Origin of the sequence: Enterococcus sp. AZ035, from assembly GCF_050548325.1 — a bacterium.
Lineage (GTDB): Bacteria > Bacillota > Bacilli > Lactobacillales > Enterococcaceae > Enterococcus > Enterococcus faecalis.
In genome coordinates this window covers 236796-259060 of record NZ_CP172958.1, presented here as the reverse complement: position 1 = coordinate 259060, position 22265 = coordinate 236796, and the positions used below count along the sequence as shown (strand labels likewise).

23 protein-coding genes are annotated in these 22265 nt (G+C 38.9%); 10 read left to right on the top strand and 13 right to left on the bottom strand.

What is annotated here, in order from left to right; genetic code table 11:
* Positions 1–26: 26 nt before the first annotated feature.
* Positions 27–611 (top strand): lytic polysaccharide monooxygenase, encoded by a 585-nt coding sequence (locus IGL32_RS01350; protein ID WP_002355225.1) that lies wholly within the window; start codon positions 27–29, stop codon positions 609–611.
* 42 nt (positions 612–653) lie between these two features.
* Positions 654–1700: a glycosyl hydrolase family 18 protein gene (locus IGL32_RS01345; protein ID WP_430600072.1), complete on the top strand. Its 1047-nt coding sequence runs from the start codon at positions 654–656 to the stop codon at positions 1698–1700.
* A 95-nt stretch (positions 1701–1795) separates the two neighbouring features.
* Here the strand turns inward: IGL32_RS01345 and IGL32_RS01340 are convergent, their stop codons facing one another.
* Entirely contained in the window at positions 1796–2107 is a 312-nt protein-coding gene (locus IGL32_RS01340) for a DMT family transporter (protein ID WP_002355223.1), read from the bottom strand.
* On the bottom strand, positions 2104–2460 hold the full coding sequence (locus IGL32_RS01335) for a DMT family transporter (protein ID WP_002397559.1): 357 nt from the start codon (positions 2458–2460) through the stop codon (positions 2104–2106). The genes IGL32_RS01340 and IGL32_RS01335 overlap by 4 nt, the downstream gene beginning before the upstream one ends.
* A gap of 265 nt (positions 2461–2725) precedes the next feature.
* Between IGL32_RS01335 and IGL32_RS01330 the strand changes: the two genes are divergently transcribed.
* Together IGL32_RS01330 and IGL32_RS01325 are read left to right on the top strand one after the other, a co-directional pair.
* On the top strand, positions 2726–3700 hold the full coding sequence (locus tag IGL32_RS01330) for a ring-cleaving dioxygenase (RefSeq protein ID WP_002355221.1): 975 nt from the start codon (positions 2726–2728) through the stop codon (positions 3698–3700).
* Positions 3701–3721: 21 nt separating this feature from the next.
* Complete coding sequence (locus tag IGL32_RS01325) at positions 3722–4342, top strand: flavin reductase family protein (protein ID WP_002379044.1); 621 nt, start codon at positions 3722–3724, stop codon at positions 4340–4342.
* Positions 4343–4386: 44 nt separating this feature from the next.
* Here IGL32_RS01325 and IGL32_RS01320 read toward each other — a convergent pair whose 3' ends face one another.
* Positions 4387–5715, bottom strand: coding sequence for an aminopeptidase C (locus IGL32_RS01320; protein WP_002358357.1), 1329 nt, complete (start codon positions 5713–5715; stop codon positions 4387–4389).
* A gap of 149 nt (positions 5716–5864) precedes the next feature.
* Here IGL32_RS01320 and IGL32_RS01315 point away from each other — a divergent pair, with 149 nt between their 5' ends.
* Together IGL32_RS01315 and IGL32_RS01310 are read left to right on the top strand one after the other, a co-directional pair.
* Complete coding sequence (locus IGL32_RS01315) at positions 5865–6254, top strand: GntR family transcriptional regulator (RefSeq protein ID WP_002358356.1); 390 nt, start codon at positions 5865–5867, stop codon at positions 6252–6254.
* Complete coding sequence (locus IGL32_RS01310; protein ID WP_002379043.1) at positions 6254–7624, top strand: PH domain-containing protein; 1371 nt, start codon at positions 6254–6256, stop codon at positions 7622–7624. Before IGL32_RS01315 ends, IGL32_RS01310 begins: the two co-directional genes overlap by 1 nt.
* Before the next feature lie 43 nt (positions 7625–7667).
* On the opposite strand, the gene IGL32_RS01305 is transcribed toward IGL32_RS01310, so the two are convergent.
* The 6 genes from IGL32_RS01305 to IGL32_RS01280 all read right to left on the bottom strand — a co-directional run bounded on the left by IGL32_RS01305 (position 7668) and on the right by IGL32_RS01280 (position 14240).
* Entirely contained in the window at positions 7668–7874 is a 207-nt protein-coding gene (locus IGL32_RS01305) for a heavy-metal-associated domain-containing protein (RefSeq protein ID WP_002355215.1), read from the bottom strand.
* A gap of 21 nt (positions 7875–7895) precedes the next feature.
* Positions 7896–10382 carry a heavy metal translocating P-type ATPase gene (locus IGL32_RS01300; protein ID WP_002379042.1) on the bottom strand — a complete coding sequence of 829 codons (2487 nt, stop codon included), beginning with the start codon at positions 10380–10382 and terminating at the stop codon, positions 7896–7898.
* A 15-nt stretch (positions 10383–10397) separates the two neighbouring features.
* On the bottom strand, positions 10398–10838 hold the full coding sequence (locus IGL32_RS01295) for a CopY/TcrY family copper transport repressor (RefSeq protein WP_156210164.1): 441 nt from the start codon (positions 10836–10838) through the stop codon (positions 10398–10400).
* 128 nt (positions 10839–10966) lie between these two features.
* Positions 10967–12130 (bottom strand): cation:proton antiporter, encoded by a 1164-nt coding sequence (locus tag IGL32_RS01290; protein ID WP_002355211.1) that lies wholly within the window; start codon positions 12128–12130, stop codon positions 10967–10969.
* A 20-nt stretch (positions 12131–12150) separates the two neighbouring features.
* Positions 12151–13518, bottom strand: a complete 1368-nt coding sequence (locus IGL32_RS01285; protein ID WP_156210165.1) for a TrkH family potassium uptake protein — start codon at positions 13516–13518, stop codon at positions 12151–12153.
* Between the two features lie 131 nt (positions 13519–13649).
* Complete coding sequence (locus IGL32_RS01280) at positions 13650–14240, bottom strand: dihydrofolate reductase family protein (protein ID WP_002386047.1); 591 nt, start codon at positions 14238–14240, stop codon at positions 13650–13652.
* Positions 14241–14438: 198 nt separating this feature from the next.
* Here IGL32_RS01280 and genR point away from each other — a divergent pair, with 198 nt between their 5' ends.
* From genR to genA, 3 genes are all read left to right on the top strand, one after another.
* Positions 14439–15200 (top strand): transcriptional regulator GenR, encoded by a 762-nt coding sequence (gene genR / locus IGL32_RS01275; RefSeq protein WP_002362941.1) that lies wholly within the window; start codon positions 14439–14441, stop codon positions 15198–15200.
* Between the two features lie 173 nt (positions 15201–15373).
* Positions 15374–16708: a PTS sugar transporter subunit IIC gene (genB, locus tag IGL32_RS01270; protein WP_002355207.1), complete on the top strand. Its 1335-nt coding sequence runs from the start codon at positions 15374–15376 to the stop codon at positions 16706–16708.
* A 26-nt stretch (positions 16709–16734) separates the two neighbouring features.
* The gene (genA, locus tag IGL32_RS01265; protein ID WP_002355206.1) at positions 16735–18165 is read left to right on the top strand and encodes a 6-phospho-beta-glucosidase GenA; all 1431 of its coding nucleotides are present in this window, start codon (positions 16735–16737) and stop codon (positions 18163–18165) included.
* A gap of 36 nt (positions 18166–18201) precedes the next feature.
* Here genA and IGL32_RS01260 read toward each other — a convergent pair whose 3' ends face one another.
* The 4 genes from IGL32_RS01260 to efp all read right to left on the bottom strand — a co-directional run bounded on the left by IGL32_RS01260 (position 18202) and on the right by efp (position 21226).
* Positions 18202–19338 carry a cystathionine gamma-synthase gene (locus tag IGL32_RS01260; protein ID WP_002358342.1) on the bottom strand — a complete coding sequence of 379 codons (1137 nt, stop codon included), beginning with the start codon at positions 19336–19338 and terminating at the stop codon, positions 18202–18204.
* Between the two features lie 13 nt (positions 19339–19351).
* Complete coding sequence (locus IGL32_RS01255) at positions 19352–20269, bottom strand: PLP-dependent cysteine synthase family protein (protein WP_002370175.1); 918 nt, start codon at positions 20267–20269, stop codon at positions 19352–19354.
* A gap of 89 nt (positions 20270–20358) precedes the next feature.
* Complete coding sequence (locus IGL32_RS01250; RefSeq protein WP_002366057.1) at positions 20359–20496, bottom strand: hypothetical protein; 138 nt, start codon at positions 20494–20496, stop codon at positions 20359–20361.
* A gap of 169 nt (positions 20497–20665) precedes the next feature.
* Entirely contained in the window at positions 20666–21226 is a 561-nt protein-coding gene (gene efp, locus IGL32_RS01245) for an elongation factor P (RefSeq protein ID WP_002355202.1), read from the bottom strand.
* 354 nt (positions 21227–21580) lie between these two features.
* On the opposite strand from efp, the gene IGL32_RS01240 reads away from it, so the two are divergent.
* Entirely contained in the window at positions 21581–22228 is a 648-nt protein-coding gene (locus tag IGL32_RS01240) for a FusB/FusC family EF-G-binding protein (RefSeq protein ID WP_002379038.1), read from the top strand.
* Positions 22229–22265: the final 37 nt, after the last annotated feature.

Sequence of the window (22265 nt, the reverse complement as noted above, 5' to 3'; positions counted from 1 at the left end):
AAATAATTTTTTAGGAGGTTTTTTTCGTGAAAAAGAGTTTATTAACAATCGTCCTGGCTTTTAGTTTTGTTTTAGGTGGCGCTGCATTGGCCCCTACTGTTTCGGAGGCTCATGGTTACGTAGCAAGTCCTGGAAGTCGTGCTTTCTTTGGTAGTTCTGCTGGTGGTAACTTAAATACAAATGTTGGTCGTGCACAATGGGAACCTCAAAGTATCGAAGCGCCCAAAAATACGTTTATTACTGGTAAATTAGCCAGTGCAGGTGTCTCAGGTTTTGAACCTTTGGATGAACAAACAGCTACTCGTTGGCACAAAACAAACATTACAACAGGTCCCCTTGACATCACTTGGAACTTAACTGCCCAACATAGAACTGCTTCTTGGGATTACTATATTACTAAAAATGGCTGGAATCCCAATCAACCATTAGACATTAAAAACTTCGACAAAATTGCTTCAATCGACGGCAAACAAGAAGTTCCTAATAAAGTTGTTAAACAAACAATTAATATTCCGACAGACCGCAAAGGTTATCATGTCATTTACGCTGTCTGGGGCATTGGTGATACGGTGAACGCCTTTTACCAAGCGATTGATGTGAACATTCAGTAAAAATACTCACATCTTAAACTAAATTAAAGGAGTTCTCAAAAAATGAAGCTAAAAAAAATAATTCCTGCTTTTCTCCTTCTTTCAACCGTTGCAGTTGGCTTGTGGTTAACGCCTACTCAAGCTTCTGCAGATGCTGCGGATACGATGGTAGATATCTCTGGCAAAAAAGTGTTGGTTGGATATTGGCATAACTGGGCCTCAAAAGGACGCGATGGTTACAAACAAGGAACATCAGCATCACTAAACCTTTCAGAAGTAAATCAAGCCTACAATGTCGTACCGGTTTCCTTCATGAAAAGCGATGGCACGACACGGATTCCTACGTTCAAGCCTTATAACCAAACGGACACTGCCTTCCGACAAGAAGTCGCACAATTAAATAGTCAAGGTCGCGCAGTTTTATTGGCACTTGGTGGAGCAGATGCACATATTCAATTAGTCAAAGGCGATGAACAAGCCTTTGCGAATGAAATCATTCGTCAAGTGGAAACATACGGCTTTGATGGTTTAGACATCGACTTAGAGCAATTGGCGATTACTGCTGACGACAACCAAACCGTCATCCCTGCTACGTTGAAAATAGTCAAAGACCATTATCGAGCACAAGGAAAAAATTTCATCATTACGATGGCACCAGAATTCCCTTATTTAAAACCTGGTGCCGCTTATGAAACATACATTACTTCCCTAAATGGTTATTATGATTACATTGCCCCACAATTATATAACCAAGGCGGCGACGGTGTCTGGGTTGATGAAATTATGACTTGGGTTGCTCAAAGCAACGATGCTCTAAAATACGAGTTCCTCTATTATATGTCTGATTCATTAATCCATGGCACGCGCGGCTATCTACAGATACCAAACGATAAATTAGTCCTTGGTTTACCAGCAAATCGGGATGCTGCTGGTAGCGGCTATGTCGTTGAGGCTACCCCTGTAGCCAAAACTTTTGATCAGTTAGCAAAAGACGGTAATCCTATCCGTGGCTTAATGACTTGGTCTGCAAATTGGGACGTTGGTCAAGATGTCAACGGCAAGTCCTACAACAATGAATTTGCGACACGTTATAGTAACCTTGTAAAATAAAAGCTATTTTGAGACAGAACACCGCACTTGGTTCTGTCTCTTTTTAAATTTTACTCACCTGTCTTTCAATAATCCAAACAATGTTCTCTCGCCTTCTAACCAATTAATTTTAAACCAATCACAGAAACAATGATTAAAAAAATAAAAAATATCCGTCGTAGGTCTTTTGATTCACCTAAGAGCATTCCTAAAATAGCGCCTCCTGCTGTACCAATTCCTGTCCAAACCGCATAAGAAACGCCCATCGGTAATTGTCTCATCCCTAAATATAAGAATAAGAAACTACCACTAAACGCTAGAATTAAAATTAACAATGAACGTAAGTCTTTTTTTGTTGTAAATAGTTTAATTGAACCTACGCCAAAAATTTCAAAACAGCCTGCAATAACTAAGTATAACCAACTCATCTTGTTTCCTCCTCTTTATTTCCAGTTACCATTTTTAAGCCAATTACACCTATTAATAACAGCAACAGAAAAAGAACTTTTCCTATGCCCAATGGTGTGTGGAATAAAAAATGATCTGTCACAATAGTTCCAGCACTACCTAAGCCAACAAATACAGCATAGGCTGTACCGACTGGCAATTCTTCTCCTGCTTTAATCAGCGCATAGAAACTGATAAAGATTGCGATTACTGTCCCTAAAATCTCCCACCATGTTGTGCTATGCTTCATGCCAATGACCCAAATCACTTCACAAAAAGCGCCAAAAATAACTTTTAACCAAGCTTTACTCATCTTGTTTCCCTTCCCTTCCAAACAAAAAAAGTGCCAACAAACAGTTCAGCTATGGCCTAAGAACTGTTCATTAACACTTTAGTCGCAAGCATCCGGCGATGTTTACGAAAGTTTATGTATTAAAATATCTCAGGCTATTATATTCTTATTTTTTTAAAAAATCAACTAAAAAATAATAGTTCGAATTCGAGACATTTCTTTTGCATTTTTAGGACTAATCATTTAAACTTACTTTTAGTAAGTTAATTAATCAAAAAATTATTTTTCTTTTAGGAGGATTTTTATTATGAATACACAAATTTTAGGTTTACACCACGTCACTGCCATGACTTCAAGTGCCGAAAAAATTTATCACTTTTTCACCGATATTTTAGGTCTACGTTTAATTAAGAAGACTGTCAACCAAGACGATATTGAAACATATCATTTATTTTTTGCTGATGATGCCGGCTCTCCCGGAACAGATATGACTTTCTTTGACTTCCCAGGCTTACCTAAAGGAACCAAAGGAACCAATACAATTTCTCGTACTTCCTTCCGTGTAAAAGATGATGCTGCTTTGGATTACTGGGTATCACGCTTTAATGAATATGCAATTGATCATGGAGAAATTCAAGAACGTTTTGGTAAAAAGTATTTAGAATTTGAAGACTTTGACAATCAACGTTACCAACTTATTTCTGATGAAAAGAACCAAGGTGTTGCAGCCGGCACGCCTTGGAAAAAATCTAACGTCCCTAGTGAACATGCTTTAATCGGCTTAGGACCAGCCTTTGTAACTGTCGAAAATTACGAACATCTGCAACTAGTTTTAACTGAAGTTTTAGGGTTCAAATTGATTGATGCTGAAGGTAGTTTTCATTTATTTGAAGTTGGCGAAGGTGGGAATGGTGCCAGCATCATCGTAGAGCATCGGGAAGATTTGCCAGCGGCTCAAGAAGGCTACGGCAATGTCCATCACTTAGCCTTGCGCGTTGCCGATGAGGAAGCACTACGTTTCTGGATTGAAAAAATTAATCGTTTGGAATTTCCTAATTCTGGCTTTGTGGAACGTTTTTACTTTAAATCTGAATATTTCTTGGCAGCAACACATGTTTTATTTGAACTGGCAACCGATGGTCCTGGATTTTTAGAGGATGAAACCTATGAACACGCTGGCGAAAAATTATCATTACCGCCATTTTTAGAACCAAAACGGGCAGGGATTGAAGAATTTGTGCGTCCTTTCGATACTTCAGATGCGAATGTTCAAAGAAATTAGTATTTTTTCTAGGAGGCTCCTATGATTCATTACAATAGTAACGAGTTATCTGCAAAAACAGCGTATAAATTTTTATCAGGAAGTATTATTCCTCGGCCAATCGCTTGGGTTACAACACAAGATACAGCTACAGGTGTCGTCAACGCTGCTCCCTTTAGTTTCTTTAATGCGGCGGCAGCTGAAATTCCTTTAGCAACGTTGTCCATTTTACGACCAGACGAAGAGCCTAAAGATACGGCACGAAACATCTTGGCTACTAAAGAACTTGTCATCCATTTCGTTAACGAAGACGTTCTTACTCAAATGAATCAGACTTCGGCGTCTTTAGCAGCAGAGATCAGTGAAATTGACACATTTGGTATTGAAACCATTGCCAGCCAGACTGTTGCTGTTCCAGCAATCAAAGCCGCGCCGATTCGGATGGAAGCTCGCTTACATCAATATGTACCTATTGCTAACCATGAAGGTCAAATTATTACGGATTTATTCATTGTAGAAATTACCGATTTCTATTTTGATTCAGCCGTTTTCGATGAAGAACATCAGTACATTTTACCTGAAAAACTCCAACCGATTGCTCGTTTAGCAGGCAATGATTATACAACATTGGGCGAAATCCGTGAAGTTCGCCGCCCAACGTAAAAAGAAGGCCCCCGCCCTGACGGCGGGGGCCTTCTTTTTCTGTTTTATGCTAATGCGCCCATTGGATCCCAAGGTGCCAAAACAGTTGGCGCTTGTTCCCAAGCTTTTTTCTGTTCATCAGTTAATAAATCTTTGTGCACAACGATTTGATAAGTGTATTCGTCCATCCACGCATCGCTCATAACGAAGAAGCCATTTTCACCGACTTTTTCGCCCCAGCTATTTTCCACTTTCCATTTTGTTGTTTGACCATCAACGATATCAACACCTGTTAAAACCATGGCGTGTGTCATTAAGCTTTCACCAAAGTCTAAACGTTCTGCTTTAGTCATCGTAAAATCAATATCAAAAAGATCGTTCATATCGTAAACGTCTAATGCCATAATTCCTGTGTCACGTGTTGAAGATTGTCCGACATCACAACCAAACCAAACAGATTCGCCTTGTTCCAATTGTGCAGCAGCTAATTTTTTGAAAGCAGCCATTTCTACATTTAAATATTTAACTTCTTTGCCGCCGACAACATTCCCTAACATTTCAACAGTGTATGTTTTGTTGAATGGTTTATCTTCTGTAGGAGCATTAATAATACTTACATAATCATGTAAATTAACGCCAACGTATTTTTCAAAGAATGTTTGCGGTGTTAGATTTTGATCCAAATGATAATTTTTTTCTTCGTCACGGTATTCAAAATCAAAGGTTTCTGGCGGTGTTCCTAAAGAGATTGCTAAGAAATTATAAATTTCTTGTAACATTGCTTCTTTGTTTTTTTGGACTTCTTCAGCAGAAGCGCCTTTTTCAATTAAACTACGTAAAATTGTTGCATCTTTGCGTAATTTTTTATTTAAATAGTTGTTTAAATCACGTGAATTGGAACTGTTGCTGCTTTCAGGCATTGCCGTTTTAGGCACTACGCCATATTTATCAAAAATTGAAACGATCATATCCCATTGCCCACCATCTTGTTGTGGTGTCGCTAATAAAAAGGCCACTTTACGACTAGTCAACGGTTGATCGGCTGTTGCAATAATATTTTCATAGAAATAGTTTGATTTTTCATATTTATCCCAGAAAAATGTATAGTTTTGTGATAATTCAAAATCTTTTAATTGAAACGCATTTAACATTCTATGTCTAAATGTATTTAATGCCGCAAACATCCAGCAGCGACCGCTTTGTTTTTGATTGGCCACTTTTCCAGTAGCTAAGTCGACTGAAAAGACGGGTACGTTATTCACGGCTCCTTGTACAGATTCACCTGAAGCGCTGATACCATTTTTTACTACACTACGTTGTAAGGCATTTTGTTTATTATTGTTCAAGAAATCTTGATGGAATTTCTCTGTTAATTTTGGTTCAATTGCTGTCATATTTTCATCGTCCTTTCATTTTACGTTCTTCTTCATTATATGCTTCTCTTTAAACAGAAACAACCATTTACTCTAAATTCCTTGCTTTCCAACTCTTTTTGTATTAGGATATATAATACAGATAACACAAATAAGACAGGAGTGATTCGATGCTTTTAGAAATAGATGAACAAAGCGAACAGCCCATCTATCAGCAACTCATTGATCAAATCATTGTAGGCATTGCCAAAGGTGAACTGGTTCCCAATGAAAGTTTGCCTTCTATCCGACAATTGGCGGACGAAATCGGGGTCAATATGATGACTGTTTCAAAAGCTTATAATAAGTTAAAGCAATCAGGTTATATTGTGACTGACCGTCGTAACGGCACCAAAATTGCCGCAAAGTTACCTGCTACCGCTGTTTGGCAACAGCAATTGCATGAGCGTTTAGAACTTCTGTTGGCTGAAAGTTTTTTACATCAGCAATCCGAAGCAGAAATCCAAGCACTTATTCAGAAAATTTATCAAAATTTTGATTCGAAAGGGCGTGCATTATAATGGCGGTATTCTTTTATTTCATCCTAGTTTCTGTCGCTTTTTTTATGGCATTTACTATGGGGATTTATGCAAATCCTCACAAAAATATTATTTTGGAAAACACTTTACCAGAAGATAAACTACAAGATCCCAGCGTTCAAGCAATCCGAAAACGTTATAAAAAACGCTTGGTTCAACTAGCAGCCGTTTTTAGTGTTCTTAGTTTACCTTTGTTATTTATTCCTTATGATTCGATTTTGTTGTTTCTTTTTCTGTTACTTTTATTTAGTTTTATTGGCAGTGGCTACTATCTGCAAATCGTTTATATTCGCAAAATGGCCGCTTTAAAAATGCAAAACGGCTGGTTGCTACCTAAGCGTCCTCTCTTAATCGATACGCAATTAGTTTTAAATAAAAACCAGAAACTTATTTCATTTTGGTGGTTTTTACCTGCGATTATTCTTACTTTTGCTGGGGGCTTTTATTCCTTGCAAACGGCGATTGGTTCCTGGATTCTTTTCTTAATTACTGTTTTGATGTTAAGTTTGTTCATTGGCGGCTATTATTTTATCGCGCGCTTACCTGTCAAACCGCTAACTAGTGACTCAAAAATTAATCAGCAAATTAATGATTTATTTCGGCATCATTGGTCTGTTTTAATGGTTTTATCCGCCTTAGTTTTTGCACCGCTAACCATTTTACCAACTTTCACAATTGTAATTGATTATACGGTTGCGATGGCCCTTACTTTTTGTTATTTTATTCTTTTGTTTGTTTATGTAGGCTTTCTCTTCTACTACCTATTTTCAATGCGCAAAAAACAAGATCAATTCGTTTTACAGGCTGGCGATTATCGCTATGGGGATGATGATCAATATTGGCGGTATGGGATTTATATCAATCCAAAGGACCCCAAAATCATGGTTCCTGATCGCATTGGTATGAATTTATCTATTAACCTAGGACGGCCTGCTGGGAAAATTATTCTAGCCGCTACTGGTATTTTAACGATTGCGGTGCTGTTCTTTGCCACAGTGCCGATGTTTATAAATGATTTTTCTAGTCATGCCTTTCAAGCAACTATTGAAAATAAACAAATTGAGTTATCTGCCCCATTAGCAAAAACAAGGTCAATTCCTTTTAACCAAATCACTGCTGTTTCTTTGATTGATGACTTACCTCAAGAACGCATCCGCACAATGGGTGCTGCGACAGATAGTTACTTAACAGGAGAATTTAAAGTCGCTGGAAAACCTGCTTATTTACTAATTTATACAAAAAGTCATCCGATTCTGAAAATAGAAACGCGGAAGAAAGTTTATTATTATACTGCGCGTGATGGTCAAGAAACGACTAAGATTTATCAGGAAATCAAAGCCAAACTTCCATAACAAAAAAACAGGGCCTACTCATGATGGTAGGCCCTGTTTTTTGTTATTCGCTGACAACCTTGAATTTTGTATCTGCCAACGTGGTATTCAGTTCATCTTGGCTTACTTCACGATCTGCTGTCACAACGGCTGTTTGATCTGCCAAGTGAACCGCAACATTCGTTACGCCGTCAATTCCACTAAATTTTTCAGTGACCGCTTGAACACAGCCATCACATTTCATCCCATCAATTTTTACTGTTTTTTCCATTTCACTTCATCCTTTTCAATTTTATTTTTGACTTCCACTAGTTCTTTTCACCGTCGAAGGTTTAAATCCTTTCAATCGTAAGGCGTTTAGTAAGACAGAGACTGAACTAAAACTCATAGCTGCTGCTGCAATCATCGGACTTAACAAAGGTCCACCAAATAAGTGTAACACACCCATAGCCACTGGAATACCTAATGTATTATAGGCAAATGCCCAGAAAAGATTTTCTTTGATGTTTTTGATGGTCGCTTTACTTAATTCAACTGCTGTAGGCACATCCATTAAATCACTACGCATTAGCACAATGTCGGCCGATTCCATTGCAACATCTGTGCCTGAACCAATAGCAATCCCCACATCTGCTTGGGCAAGTGCTGGTGCATCATTAATCCCGTCACCCACCATCGCAACTTTTTTGCCTTCTGCTTGTAGTTTTTTCACTTCTAACGCTTTATCTTCTGGTAAAACTTCACTTAAGACACGATCGATACCTACTTGTTTCGCAATCGCCTCTGCAGTACGCTTGTTGTCTCCCGTAATCATTACGGCTTCGATCCCCATTTTATGCAAACGTGCAATGGCTGTTTGACTGCTATCCTTCACAGTATCTGCTACCGCAATGATACCCGCAAACGAACCATCTTTTGCCACAAACATTGGGGTTTTCCCTTCTTCTGCCAAACGATCCGCTTGTTGAACAAACGTTGATAGCTCGATTGCTTCTTCTTTCATTAATTTTATATTGCCCAAAAGTAGGACTCGTTCGTTGACTGTCACACGGATGCCGTGACCTGGAATCGCTGAAAAATCGCTTCCTTCTGCTAATGGCAATTGACGTTCTTTAGCCGCTCCCACAATTGCTTCACCTAGAGGATGTTCTGATCCTTGTTCTGCAGAAGCTGCTAATGTTAGTAACTCAGCTTCTGAAAGTGCTGAATCAGCAACTAAAATATCTGTAACCACCGGTTTGCCTTCTGTAATAGTCCCTGTTTTATCAAACACGATTGTTTGAATTTTGTGAGTGGTTTCTAAAGCATCCCCACTTTTAATTAAAACGCCATTTTCAGCGCCCTTACCTGTCCCCACCATAATCGCAGTCGGCGTTGCCAAGCCGAGCGCACAAGGACAAGCAATCACTAACACAGAAATAGTAATTGTCAAAGCGAAAATCCATGACTCTTGTCCTAAAAAGAACCAAGCCAAGCCAGAAAGAACAGCCAAACCAATGACGATTGGGACAAAAACACCCGAAATTTTATCAGCTAATTGTGCAATCGGCGCTTTTGAGCCTTGCGCATCTTCCACTAATTGAATGATTTGGGCAAGGGCCGTCTCTTTTCCCACTTTTGTCGCCTTGAATTGAAAGCTGCCATTTTTATTGATGCTAGCACCAATTACTGCATCACCGACTTTCTTTTCAACAGGCAAACTTTCGCCCGTTAACATGGCTTCATCCACAGAACTACTGCCTGAAACAATCACTCCATCAACAGGGATTTTATCTCCTGGGCGAACAATCACAATGTCATCCAACTGAACAGCATCAACTGGCACTTCAATTTCTGCGCCATCACGTAAAATATGAGCAGTTTTCGGCGCTAAACCCATTAATTTTTTTATCGCATCTGAGGTTTTCCCTTTTGAAACAGCTTCGAAATATTTTCCTAATGTAATTAAGGTTAAAATAACACCCGCTGATTCATAATAAAGAGCCATTGTAAAACTTGTGTCTCCTAAAAATATCATGACTGTGCCATATAAACTATACACAAAAGCAGCGCTGGTTCCTAAAGCCACCAAAGAAAACATATTCGGATGCCCTTTAAACAATGCTTTAAAACCAACTGTGAAAAATTCTCTGCCGACATATAGAACGGGTAAAGTCAAAATCAATTGAACCATTGCAAAGGTCATCGCATGTGTCATTGGATTCAAAAAATCCGGCAATGGTAAGCCTACCATATGTCCCATCGCAATATAAAGAAGGGGCACTGTAAACACCGCTGAGATCCAAAAACGTTGCCACATCTCAGCAATATGTTTTTGTTTCTTTTCACGATCTTGGTCCGCTGTTGCACCTGCAGCGACTTCTTCTGTCGCTTGATAACCTGCATCCGTAACTGCTTTGATAATTTCAGCACTCGTTACTTGATGGTCGTCATAACTAACCACCAGTTTTTCCGTGGCTAAATTAACAATCGCTTGTTGAACACCAGATAATTGGTTCACAGCTTTTTCAATCGTTTGGGCACAGGAAGCACAACTCATTCCTTCAATCGCAAACGTTCGTTGCTGGGCTGGGCTAATCGCCTTGTAGCCAGCATCTGACACAGCTTCCTTAATTTCTTCTTCTGTGACTTCCGTCTGATCATACGTGACACTTAATTTTTCCGTAGCTAAATTGACACTTGCCTTTGCCATCCCAGGTAACTTCGCCGTAGCCTTTTCAATCGTTTGGGCACAGGAAGCACAGCTCATCCCTTCAATATCAAACGTTTTACTTTCCATTTTTTTCACTCCTTTTTAAATTAAATGACATTGGCATTGACCAGGAATACAGTTGCAAGGGACGGATTCAACCGCCGTCTTGCGCTTCTCTTTTAATAGTTCCTCTAATCGATCCAAATCGTCATAACTCAACTGACTCTCTGTTAAAATTGTTTCCACCACGGAACCAACTTTACGGCTGCACACTTTGGCTAAAAGTTCATCTGCCACCGTTTCAACGCTCTGACGTTCTTCTACTAGCGGATAATAAATATATTTATTGCCTACTTTCTCCGTTCCAACTAACCCTTTATCTGTTAAACGACTTAGTAACGTCTTGACGGTCGTTGATTTCCATTCTTTCTTCTCATTTAAAAGTGTATGCACTTCACGACTCGTAGTCTTGCCTTGGGTCCAAATAACCCGCATGACTTCCCACTCTGCATCAGTAATTGTCGCTAATTTATCTTTTGCCATACTCGTTAAATTCCTCCTTCATCAATAAAAAAAGAGTTCAAGGTTGTCGACTACAAATGTAGTCGTTTATCTTGAACTCATCATATAGCTATTTTATTTTTTTGTCAACAACTTCTGCTCATCTTTTTTTATTGCAACGCAGATTCTTGTTTTTTAACAAAGTATTTCAATAAGAACGGTGCAACTAAGGTCGTTAAGATAATTACCACAATCATGCTCGTATAATACGCTTCTGAAAGTAATTTAGATTGGTAGCCAATTTGCGCAATGATTAATGCCATTTCCCCACGCGAAACCATCCCAGCACCGACCATTAAAGAACTTGTATTGGAGAAACCAACCATTTTCGCTCCCCAGGCGCCGCCCAGTAATTTCGTTAAAATCGCCATAATCGTCATTACCAAAATAAAAGGTAAATCTTTTCCTAACGTGTTAAATGTCACTGATAAGCCAATGCTGGCAAAGAAGACGGGAATAAACACGGCATAGCCAATAGCTTCAATATTGAAATCAATTTCTGTTTTTGCATCCGTTTGTCCCACAGCAATCCCTGCAAAAAAGGCACCTACGACAGAACTTAAACCAACTAAATCAGCCAAATAAGCCATGCCCAAACAGATAATCAATGACATGATAATCACAGACGACCCAATGTTCATTTTTTGACTTAAACGTAGTAAATAGGGAGCGATAAAGCGGACCAAAAAGAAAATCCCAATAAAGAATAAGCCTTGTTCAATTAACTTAACAATAAAGCTGACTTCTGTATTGCCGCCTGTACTTGCACCAATCATGCCGACAGCGACACTTAAAATAATCACGACCACGATATCGTCAACGACGGAAGCCCCAAGAATCGTTGCACCTTCTTTACTACTTAAAACATTCAACTCTCTTAATACTTCTACTGAAATGCTGACCGACGTTGCTGCTAAAACTAACCCAAGGAAAAAAGCTTCTTTCCAAGAAAAAGCAAACAGCTGACCAATCAACATAGTAAAACCAACCGGTAAAACGATCCCCAAAATAGCGACCATGACACTAGGTTTCGCATATTTTTTCAATAATTCCAATTCACATTCCATTCCAGCAATAAACATCAGCATAATGACACCAATTTCTGAAAAGTCATGCACAAACACATCTTGATGCACAATATTTAACATCGCTGGACCTAACACAATCCCTACTAGCAATTGCCCAATTACTGCAGGAATTCCTACTCTTTTACAAGCAACACCTGCTAAAGTCGTTGTAATTAAAATCAAACATAAAATACCTAAAAATTCCATTCTATTTCCCTCTTTCTCTATTAACCAATCATCACTGATTCTTTTGGATATTGAACTTTCGACTGACTTTCCAAGCCTTTCTTAATTAATGACAATAACACCGTGTACACACCCACACGACCGACGAACATTAGAAAAATAATCACCAGTTTACCAAAAACAGTTAAATCTGGTGTTAACCCCATTGTTAAACCGACCGTTCCAAATGCAGAAATCACTTCAAAAACGATATACTCAATCCCGTTTTTTAAAGGTAATGTTTCTGTAAACGAGAGAATAACCGAAGCAGTTACACATAAAAAAGTTGCCAAGAAGAACAAAGTAAACGCTTGGAGCACTACTCGCTCAGGAATTGTGCGTTCATGGAATTCCACTCGCTGTTTCCCTTTAAAAATTGCACGAAATTGTAAAAATAACACACCAAACGTAGTGGTTTTCAAGCCGCCAGCGGTTGATCCTGAAGTGCCACCAATAAACATCCACAAAATCGTGACAATCAGGCCTGGATTACTCATTTTCAAATAATCAACTGAATAAAAGCCAGCCGTTCTTGGTGTAACCGACAAGAACCAACTGTTGACAAGACGCTGCCAAAAAGACATGTCAGCTGGAAAATGGCGATATTCTGAAATGTAAAAAATAACGGTCCCTAAGACTAAAAAGGTGGCGGTCACCGTTAAAGCAAGGCGTGTATGAATACTAACACGGTGCTTAATTTTATTTTTATAGCCTTTAATCATTGCAAAAATATCGCGCCACACAATAAATCCTAAGCCACCAGCTATAATTAAAAAGCTAATGACTAGTAAAAGATAAGGCGAATTTTGATAAGGAACCATACTATCCCCTAGCAAATCAAAGCCAGCATTACAAAATGCCGAAACGGCATGGAAGAGACTAAAAAACATCCCTTTTTTCCACCCAACTGTTGGCACAAATTGAAAGGACAACAAGAAGGCTCCAAGTAATTGAATAATGGCCGCAAACTTCATAATATATTTCATTAAACGAAAAACTCCGGAAACTTCACTAACATTTAAAGCTTCTTGATACAACATCCGTACACTTAGTGACGCTTTTTTCCGTAGCAAACTAAAGAAAATCGTGGCAACGGTTAAAAAGCCTAAGCCGCCTAATTCAATCAAAATCATAATAATAACTTGCCCGGTAGGACTCCAATGTTCCGCCGTATTCAAAGGCGAAAGCCCTGTAACACAGACGGCGGAAGTTGCCACGAAAAAAGCATCAATCCATTGCGTTTTTTGTCCAGCTTGTGCAGAAAAAGGCATCATTAATAAGATTGTGCCTACAACAATTAATAGAAAAAAGCCTAAGACAATTGTTTGAACAGGTGAAATATACAACCTTCTTTTGATCTGATGTTTCATTTTTTTCTCCTCTACCATTTCTTTGTCAATCAAAAACAACACAAACGGCTAGACAACTGTTGCTTTGTTCCTCTCGCCCTATGAGAAACTCAAAACCTTGAAAGCAACTTGCCCAACCGAATAATTATTTTTTAATTTTTGTTTTCACGTTGATAAATCGAATAAACCAACTCATTTTTTTGATAAACCTGTTTTAAACGAACTGGGATTGATTGAGCCATTGTCTCGTATAGAGCAATGCCCTCACCCAGAAACAGTGGTATTGTCGTCAAAATGAAGGTATCAATTAAATCAGCTGCCAAAAGCGGTTGAACCACTTTTGGGCCTCCAACAATCCAAATTCCCGCGCCGTCTTCTTCTTTGAGACGACGAATTAATGTGACTGGATCTTCCTTGGTAAAAGTTCTTGAAGCAGTTGATGGTTCTGGATGAGAGGTAATGATATAAGAATGCTTGTCTTCATAAAAATACACATCTGGGGACAATTCTTGTGTCACTTGATCATAAGTAGTCCGCCCCATTACCACAGTGTCTATTTTTTCATACATTTCATCGTAACTACGATCTTCTTCATCGCCACGAATATTCTCTTCTAACCAAGCAACACCGCCCGCTTTGTCCGCAATGAAACCATCAATACTCGCTGCAATAAATAAAATTACTTCCCGTGCCACATCAACGCCTCCTTTTCTCTTCTTATCTATTTTAGCTTGTTTTCTCAAAAAACTCTAGGGGTGCGCATTGTTATTTTTAAAAGAAAAAAGAGAAAAACTAGGATAATTGGGCTACTTTTTGTAAAATAGGAAATAAGAAACTTTTTATTGAGTTATTTTACATTTTTTTCAAGAAAAATAAGAATTGGTTTATTTGATTTACACAAAAAAATAACATATTCAGTTTTTATATAAAGGAGGATTACTTTGTTTGATTTAGAGAAGGTTCAGACCTTGAATGAATTAGAAATGCTCGTTTACCATTATGTATTGGAACACCTGCACCAAATCCCTCAACAGACCATTCGCCAACTGGCTACTTCCTGTCATGTCTCCACCTCAACGATTCTACGATTTTGTAACAAAATGGGCTATGCTGGTTTTTCCGAATTAAAATATGCAGTGAAAGAAGAAGCCAAACAAACACAAACGTTTGAAAATTTTTATGATGCCACGGTTCACGTCGATGCTTTTTTAAAAAAATTAAACCAAGAAACCTATTACGAAATGCTTCGTCCAGCAATCCAAATGATTGTTCAAGCACGTCACGTTGCCTTTACTGGCATTGGTACTAGCGGAATTTTAGGTAGTTATGGCAGTCGTTATTTTGCCAACTTAAATATCAATTCTTACAGTATTGCTGATCCCTTTACGCCTATCCCCAAGCGCGGATTTGAAAATACATTAGCCTTGATTCTGTCTGTATCTGGGGAAACCAATGAAATGATTAAACAAATGACCGATTTTAAAACAGCTGGCGCCAAAGTGCTAAGCATTACCAACAATCAACATTCAACTATTGCCCGCTTGGCTGACTACAACATCTCCTATTATATGCCCGACGAACGTTCTCCATTTGCAGATAAGTCAGTCAATACAACCACTCAAATCCCTGTCATTGCTTTAATTGAACTCCTAGCTCATCAAGCAAGTCAACTTTTAAAGGAACTAGATGAAACACCTTCCTAGTTGTTTTTCACAAAAGCTCATGCTGTCTAAAACAGCATGAGCTTTTTTGTTTTTTTTCTTGGTACATGTTTCTCATTCAAGCAAAAGTCTATTTTTTCTTCAAATAAGCTTATATAGTAAATATGTAAACGGATACATTTGCATTTATATTATTCTTCAAAGGAGAGATTTTTATGAACGAATGGATTAACGAGAAATTATTACCTCCAGTACTAAAATTCGTCAATACCAAAGCAATTACTGCCTTACGGAACGGGATGCTTTACACGATGCCTTTTACCATTGTTGGTTCCGTGTTTCTTCTATTAGCGAATTTCCCAGTTACAGCTATTTCTGAATGGGTTAACGCAAGCGGTCTGGCTGTTTATTTCAATCAAGCATATGGTGCATCTTTTGCGATTATGTCGTTATTTGCGGTCATCGGTATTGCCTACTCATATGTAAAAAGCGAGGGATTTGAAGGCCTCCCAGCGGGCATGATTGCCATGGTGGTTTTCATTTTGTTTATGTCATCTGAAGTCAAAGATGCGGTTTCTGGCGCAGTAGTTGGCAATGTCATCAACAAAGATTGGACAGCTGGCAAAGGGATGATTACAGCTATTATTGTTGGTTTGTTAGTCGGCGTTGTATATAGTTGGTTTTTACGTCATGATATTCGTATCAAATTACCAGAAGCTGTACCAGAAAATGTGGCCAATTCCTTTACTGCGTTAATTCCTGCCAGCGTCATTGTAACTGGTGCAATGCTAATTTTCATTCTTCTAGATAAAGTCTTCAATACGACATTCTTTGACTTTATTTACGAAGTGCTACAATCACCACTTCAAGGAGTCACAGATTCACTAGGTGGCGCATTACTATTAGGTTTTGTCATTCCCCTCTTTTGGTTTTTCGGTGTTCACGGGTCAACAATCGTTGGCGGTATCATGGGCCCTATTTTACAAGCAAACTCTTTAGAAAATACCGAAATTTTGAAATCAGGAAAAGACTTAACACTGGCTAATGGTGGCCATATTGTTACACAACAATTTTTAGATCAATTTTTAACGGTCACTGGTGCGGGCATGACAATCGGGTTAGTCGTGTTCATGGTTTTCTTTGCCAAATCAGCTCAGTTTAAGCAATTAGGTCGGCTTTCAATTGGGCCAGCTGTTTTCAATATTAACGAGCCAATTGTCTTTGCTACACCTATCGTGATGAACCCAATCATGGCTGTGCCGTTCATTATCACACCGATTGTTTCTTCTGTTGTGACATATTTTGCCTTGTACACAGGACTGGTTCCTCTCTTTACTGCGGTACAAGTTCCCTGGACTACTCCTCCAATCATTTCTGGACTTTTAGTTGGTGGTTGGCAAGCAGCGTTGCTTCAAGTAGTGGTACTGACGATGAGTTTCTTTATCTATTTACCGTTTGCTAAAAAAATGGATGCACTTAACTACGCAGAAGAAACCAATCAACCGATTACTGAAGAAACCCTTGAAAAAGTCGAAGCACAAAACGTATAAAAATTTGAACAAAGGACTGAAACGATATGTCAATTTTGAAAAATGATTTTCTTTGGGGCGGCGCTGTCGCTGCTCATCAATTAGAAGGAGGCTGGGACCAAGGCGGTAAAGGGGTGAGCGTGGCGGATGTAATGACTGCCGGTGCACATGGCGTCCCTCGTAAAATTACCGCAGGCGTTTTACCAGATGAACACTATCCTAACCATGAAGCGATTGATTTTTACCATCGCTATCAAGAAGATATTCAACTATTCAAAGAACTTGGTTTAAATTGTTTCCGAACCTCTATTGCTTGGACACGAATTTTTCCTAACGGAGATGAAGAAACGCCCAATGAAGAAGGCCTTCGTTTTTATGATGCACTTTTTGACGAGTGTTTGAAAAATGGCATTGAGCCAGTCGTGACACTGTCTCACTTTGAAATGCCTTATCATTTAGTCACAAAATATGGCGGCTTTCGCAATCGCCAAGTCATTGATTTTTTTGTCAAATTTGCTGAAGTCTGTTTCACTCGTTACCAGAAAAAAGTCAAATATTGGATGACCTTTAACGAAATTAACAACCAAGCCAATTATGAAGAAGATTTTGCACCTTTTACTAACTCTGGTATTGCTTACCAGGAAGGAGAAGACCGCGAAGCAATTATGTATCAGGCTGCTCATTATGAACTAGTCGCTAGCGCACGTGCAGTGAAAATTGGCCACGCTATCAATCCCGACTTCCAAATTGGCTGTATGATTGCGATGGTGCCTATTTATCCTTATTCTTGTAATCCTGAGGATATGATGATGAGTGTTAGCGCAATGCAAAAACGTTATTGGTTTACCGATGTTCATGTCCGCGGTCATTATCCAAGTGCAATTCAATGCTATTTGAAACGAAAAAACATTTCATTAGATGTCACAGAAGAAGATTTAACTGATTTAGCTAATGGCTGTGTTGATTATATTGGCTTTAGCTATTACATGTCGTTTGCTGTAAAAGGTGCAGAAAAGGCCCCTACTTTTGACTACAATGAAGCAAAAGACTTGGTGCGAAATCCTTATGTAGCAACATCTGATTGGGGCTGGCAAATCGATCCTATGGGCTTACGCTATGCAATGAATTGGTTCAATGATCGGTATGAATTACCACTTTTTATTGTCGAAAATGGCTTTGGTGCTATTGATGAGTTAGAACCAGACGGAACGATTAACGACACTTACCGAATCGCTTATTTACGTGAACATATTGAGATGATGAAAGAAGCCGTTGCGTATGACGGCATTGATTTGATGGGCTACACACCTTGGGGATTCATCGATTTAGTGAGCGCTAGTACAGGCGAAATGAAGAAACGGTATGGCTTCATTTATGTAGATAAAGACAACGATGGTCACGGAACGTTGGAGCGGCGAAAGAAAAAATCGTTTGCTTGGTATCAACAAGTGATTGCTACGAATGGTGAAGAATTATAAACAAAAGGCCTTCGTCTAAAGACGAGGGCCTTTTGTTTATGCTTGTAATCCCTTTTCTAAATCAGCCAATAAATCTTCGACTGCTTCAATTCCTACAGATAAACGAATGAGTCCATCTTTAATTCCCACAGCTTCACGATTTTCTTTGGGAATAGATGCGTGAGTCATAATGGCAGGTACTTCAATTAAACTTTCTACGCCACCTAAACTTTCCGCTAAAGTAAAAATTTCCAACGCTTCTACGAAAGGAACGACTTGCTCATCCTTGGCTAATTCAAAAGAAATCATGCCACTAAATCCCGACATCTGTTTTTGCGCAATTTCGTGACCAGGATGACTCGCTAGTCCTGGATAATACACCGTTGCTACAGCTGGATGCGCTTCTAAAAATTCTGCAATTTTTTGAGCATTTTGGGCATGCGCTGCCATCCGGACGCCTAATGTTTTTAAACTACGTTGGACCAGCCAACTATCATGTGGTCCTAAAACAGCACCAATCGCATTTTGTAAAAAGGCAATCTTTTCTGCGCTTTCTGGGTGATTCGTTACGACTAAACCAGAGACTACATCACTATGGCCCCCTAAATATTTTGTCCCGCTGTGAACCACAATATCAGCACCTAACGCTAACGGCCGTTGAAAATAAGGCGTCGCAAAAGTATTATCGACAATAGTTAACAACTGATGTTTTTTAGCAAGCTTAGCCGCCGCTTCAATATCTGTAATTTTTAACAGTGGATTACTTGGTGTTTCCAAAAACAAGGCTTTTGTATTTGGCTGAATTGCGGCTTCAATTGTTGATAAGTCACTGGCGTTTACAATCGTGTAGCTTAACCCATTTGCTACAAATACTTTGTCCAATAAACGGAAACTGCCCCCATAGACATCGTCACCCAATAAAATATGATCTTCGGGTCCAAACATAGAAATGATTGCATGAATACCCGCTAAGCCTGAGCTAAACGCAAAGCCATGGCTCCCACCTTCTAACTCAGCGATTAAGGTTTCTAACGCGTGACGTGTGGGATTACCTGAACGAGAATATTCATATTCTTTTGGCTGGCCCACGCCATTTTGTTCAAAGGTTGACGTTTGATAAATAGGAACACTCACTGCACCTGTTGTTGTGTCTTTACTAATGCCGCCATGAATTAATTTGGTATTGAATTTCATAAAAGGTTTCCTCCTAAGAATAAATATTTTTTGATAAATAACGATCACTACCGTCAGGAAAAATAGTTACAATTGTGCTGCCTGCTGGTAAGCGGCGCGCCTCTCTTAATGCCGCCGCAAATGCTGCGCCGCTGGAGCTTCCCACCAGCAAAGCGCTTTTCTTGGCTAATTGTTTGACCCAGAAAAAACCATCCTCGTCTGAAATGGTATAAAAGCCGTCCACAGGAATCTGTTTAAGAAAAGGCGGCACGAACTCCACGCCAATGCCTTCGATTTCATGTCCGTGTGCAGGTCCGCCATTTAAAATTGAACCTTCTGGCTCCACGCCCCATAATTGCGTCTTACTATTTTGTTCTTTGAGATATCTGCCAACACCTGCAAACGTTCCACCACTGCCTAAACCTGCGACAAAGCTAGTAATCTTTCCGCCTAAGTCTTGAACAATTTCAGGTCCTAATCCTTCGTAGTAAGCAGCAGGGTTATCCGGATTTTCAAATTGTAACGGCACGTAACTATTAGGAATTTCCTTGGCTAAGTCTTGGGCACTAGTTATCGCTCCGACAATCCCTTGCTCTGTTGGCGAAGGGACAATTTTAGCACCTAACGCTTGCATCAGCTGTTGTTTTTCCTGACTAAATTTTTCTGGCACAACAAAGATTGTCTTGAGGCCCAGTTGACTGGCAGCTAATCCAAGTCCAATCCCTGTATTCCCCGCTGTCGGTTCAATAATTGTTGTGGCTTGATTTATCTTTCCCGTTTTCATTGCTTCTTTGAGAAGATGCACACCAAGCCGATCTTTGACGCTGCCACCTGGATTCAAATATTCTAGTTTCGCATAAATTTTAGTGCCTTCTGGCATAGGATATTGTTCACTTGTAAATTCAAATAATGGTGTTGCTCCGATTGTGTCTAAAATTGACTGAACAATCATAGCGAATTCCTCCTTCTAATACATGTACATAAAACAAAAAGGTGCTGATCGCATCAGCACCTTTTTTGTTTATTTCTGGTTGTCTAGATTCAGAGAGGAATCGTGTTAGGCAATTTTTCAGAAATAACGGAGGTTTTCCCCATCACAAAAGAGTATGCTGCACTATTTTGCACCATACAACAACAGCTTTCCGTTTCTAAAAAAAGGCTAGCTTGTTTTTTCGTCATGGTTGATTTCCTCCTTCGTCATGTGTTGACCAAACTATACCATTTCCCATTTTCTAGTGTCAACGATTCTAACGATTGCTATTTCCTATCACACCAATGGTTTTCTTATAGGTAAAAGAATTAATAGACCAAAAAAAAACAGAAGGCTAGCCTTCTGTTTTTCTGCTACTTATTTAGCACGTTTTAAATACGTACCTTCCGCAGTATTGATTTCTAATAATTCGTCTGCTTCAACAAAATCTGGAACGTTAACAACTAATCCTGTTTCCATTGTAGCGGGTTTACCAGAACCAGTTACTGTTGCGCCTTTGATTGAAGGTTGTGTTTCAGCAACACGTAAGATTACCGTTGTTGGTAAAGTTAAACCAATGACTTCTTCACCATAAAATTGAATTTTTACTTCCATATTTTCTAATAAATATTTTAGTTCTTCTTCAATTAAAGCAGTTGGTACTTCATATTGTTCATATGTTTCTAAATCCATGAAAATAGCCATATCATCTTGGCTGTATAAATATTGAACCGGTTTTGTATCGATGTGCGCTTTTTTCACTTTTTCATCTGGGCGCATTGTTGTATCTGTTGTTGAACCCGTACGAACATCTTTTAATTTCATACGCATAACCGTGTTACCTTTACCTGGTTTGTGGTGGCTAGCTTCCATTACTTTAATTAATTTGCCGTCTTGCTCAAAAGTCATACCGGCTTTTAAATCGCTTGCTGCAATCATTGTAATTTCTCCTTTTCTCTGGTTAATTCTTCATTATTGTAGCAAATAACCTAGGATTAATCTAGGAAATCACGTATCTTTTTTAGAAGTTTATCACTCCCCAGACATTGAATTGGGAAATAAAACGAGTTTAACTTGCCTTTTTTCTTGAATTGCGTTAGAATTACCAAGCTTTCATCAATTATTTTCACTTTTTACATAGAAAAAATCAATCATTAAAGGGGGTGATGATATGATACGTCAAACGCTATCTTTATCAAAAACACATGAGGTTGTCTGTCACTAAACATACGTTGGTGAGACAAATTGCCTTTCAGCGTATGTACTCGGTCTATTTGAAAGGAATTTAAAATCATGAACCCAACTATTCAACCTTACCAATTTAACATAATTAAAGAACAAGTCGCTGTGTTACTAAACACCTATACGTCTGTTAACGATGCTACGACTGTCAAAACTGTCCAGGCCCTATGTGCCGAAAAAATCAATGGGTTATTTTCAGAAGAACACCCTGCTGTTACGATTTTGTTGGACAAAGTGATGGATCGTCGTTTAACACGCGCACGTGCTGAAAAATATTTAGATGAATTAAAAGAAACCGTGTTGCCCTTTAAAGAACCTTCAACACCACAAGTCACGAAAGTCTTTCGCAAAGTGAAAAAGTTAAAGATTCCTGAGTGGGAAAACATGGATTTACGGAACAATACCTATGTCGGTTGGAACGACGCTGGGACTCAGAAAAAATTTATCTTAGCTTATCGAGAAAATAAATTAATCGGCGTCCACGGCACCCTTTCACCCACCATTGTTAAAGGTGTTTGCTCCATCTGTCAAACAATCACGAATGTGTCTATGTTCCTAGCTACCACCAAATCAGGCGGTGACGGAACCTACACGAAAAAAGGCAATTACATTTGCCATGATAGCGACACCTGTAACCAACAATTAACACAACCTGAATATTTGGAAGCCTTTATGGAAAATGTTAAGGCTGTGAAATAACAAAAAACCGTCAAGAAAATTTCTTGACGGTTTTTTT

Coding starts and splice junctions, on each gene's coding strand:
- IGL32_RS01345 (WP_430600072.1), top strand. CDS start 654: ATGAAGCTAAAAAAAATAATTCCTGCTTTTCTCCTTCTTTCAACCGTT.
- IGL32_RS01340 (WP_002355223.1), bottom strand. CDS start 2,107: ATGAGTTGGTTATACTTAGTTATTGCAGGCTGTTTTGAAATTTTTGGC.
- IGL32_RS01330 (WP_002355221.1), top strand. CDS start 2,726: ATGAATACACAAATTTTAGGTTTACACCACGTCACTGCCATGACTTCA.
- IGL32_RS01325 (WP_002379044.1), top strand. CDS start 3,722: ATGATTCATTACAATAGTAACGAGTTATCTGCAAAAACAGCGTATAAA.
- IGL32_RS01320 (WP_002358357.1), bottom strand. CDS start 5,715: ATGACAGCAATTGAACCAAAATTAACAGAGAAATTCCATCAAGATTTC.
- IGL32_RS01315 (WP_002358356.1), top strand. CDS start 5,865: ATGCTTTTAGAAATAGATGAACAAAGCGAACAGCCCATCTATCAGCAA.
- IGL32_RS01310 (WP_002379043.1), top strand. CDS start 6,254: ATGGCGGTATTCTTTTATTTCATCCTAGTTTCTGTCGCTTTTTTTATG.
- IGL32_RS01305 (WP_002355215.1), bottom strand. CDS start 7,874: ATGGAAAAAACAGTAAAAATTGATGGGATGAAATGTGATGGCTGTGTT.
- IGL32_RS01300 (WP_002379042.1), bottom strand. CDS start 10,382: ATGGAAAGTAAAACGTTTGATATTGAAGGGATGAGCTGTGCTTCCTGT.
- IGL32_RS01295 (WP_156210164.1), bottom strand. CDS start 10,838: ATGGCAAAAGATAAATTAGCGACAATTACTGATGCAGAGTGGGAAGTC.
- IGL32_RS01290 (WP_002355211.1), bottom strand. CDS start 12,130: ATGGAATTTTTAGGTATTTTATGTTTGATTTTAATTACAACGACTTTA.
- IGL32_RS01285 (WP_156210165.1), bottom strand. CDS start 13,518: ATGAAACATCAGATCAAAAGAAGGTTGTATATTTCACCTGTTCAAACA.
- genB (WP_002355207.1), top strand. CDS start 15,374: ATGAACGAATGGATTAACGAGAAATTATTACCTCCAGTACTAAAATTC.
- genA (WP_002355206.1), top strand. CDS start 16,735: ATGTCAATTTTGAAAAATGATTTTCTTTGGGGCGGCGCTGTCGCTGCT.
- IGL32_RS01260 (WP_002358342.1), bottom strand. CDS start 19,338: ATGAAATTCAATACCAAATTAATTCATGGCGGCATTAGTAAAGACACA.
- IGL32_RS01255 (WP_002370175.1), bottom strand. CDS start 20,269: ATGATTGTTCAGTCAATTTTAGACACAATCGGAGCAACACCATTATTT.
- IGL32_RS01250 (WP_002366057.1), bottom strand. CDS start 20,496: ATGACGAAAAAACAAGCTAGCCTTTTTTTAGAAACGGAAAGCTGTTGT.
- efp (WP_002355202.1), bottom strand. CDS start 21,226: ATGATTGCAGCAAGCGATTTAAAAGCCGGTATGACTTTTGAGCAAGAC.
- IGL32_RS01240 (WP_002379038.1), top strand. CDS start 21,581: ATGAACCCAACTATTCAACCTTACCAATTTAACATAATTAAAGAACAA.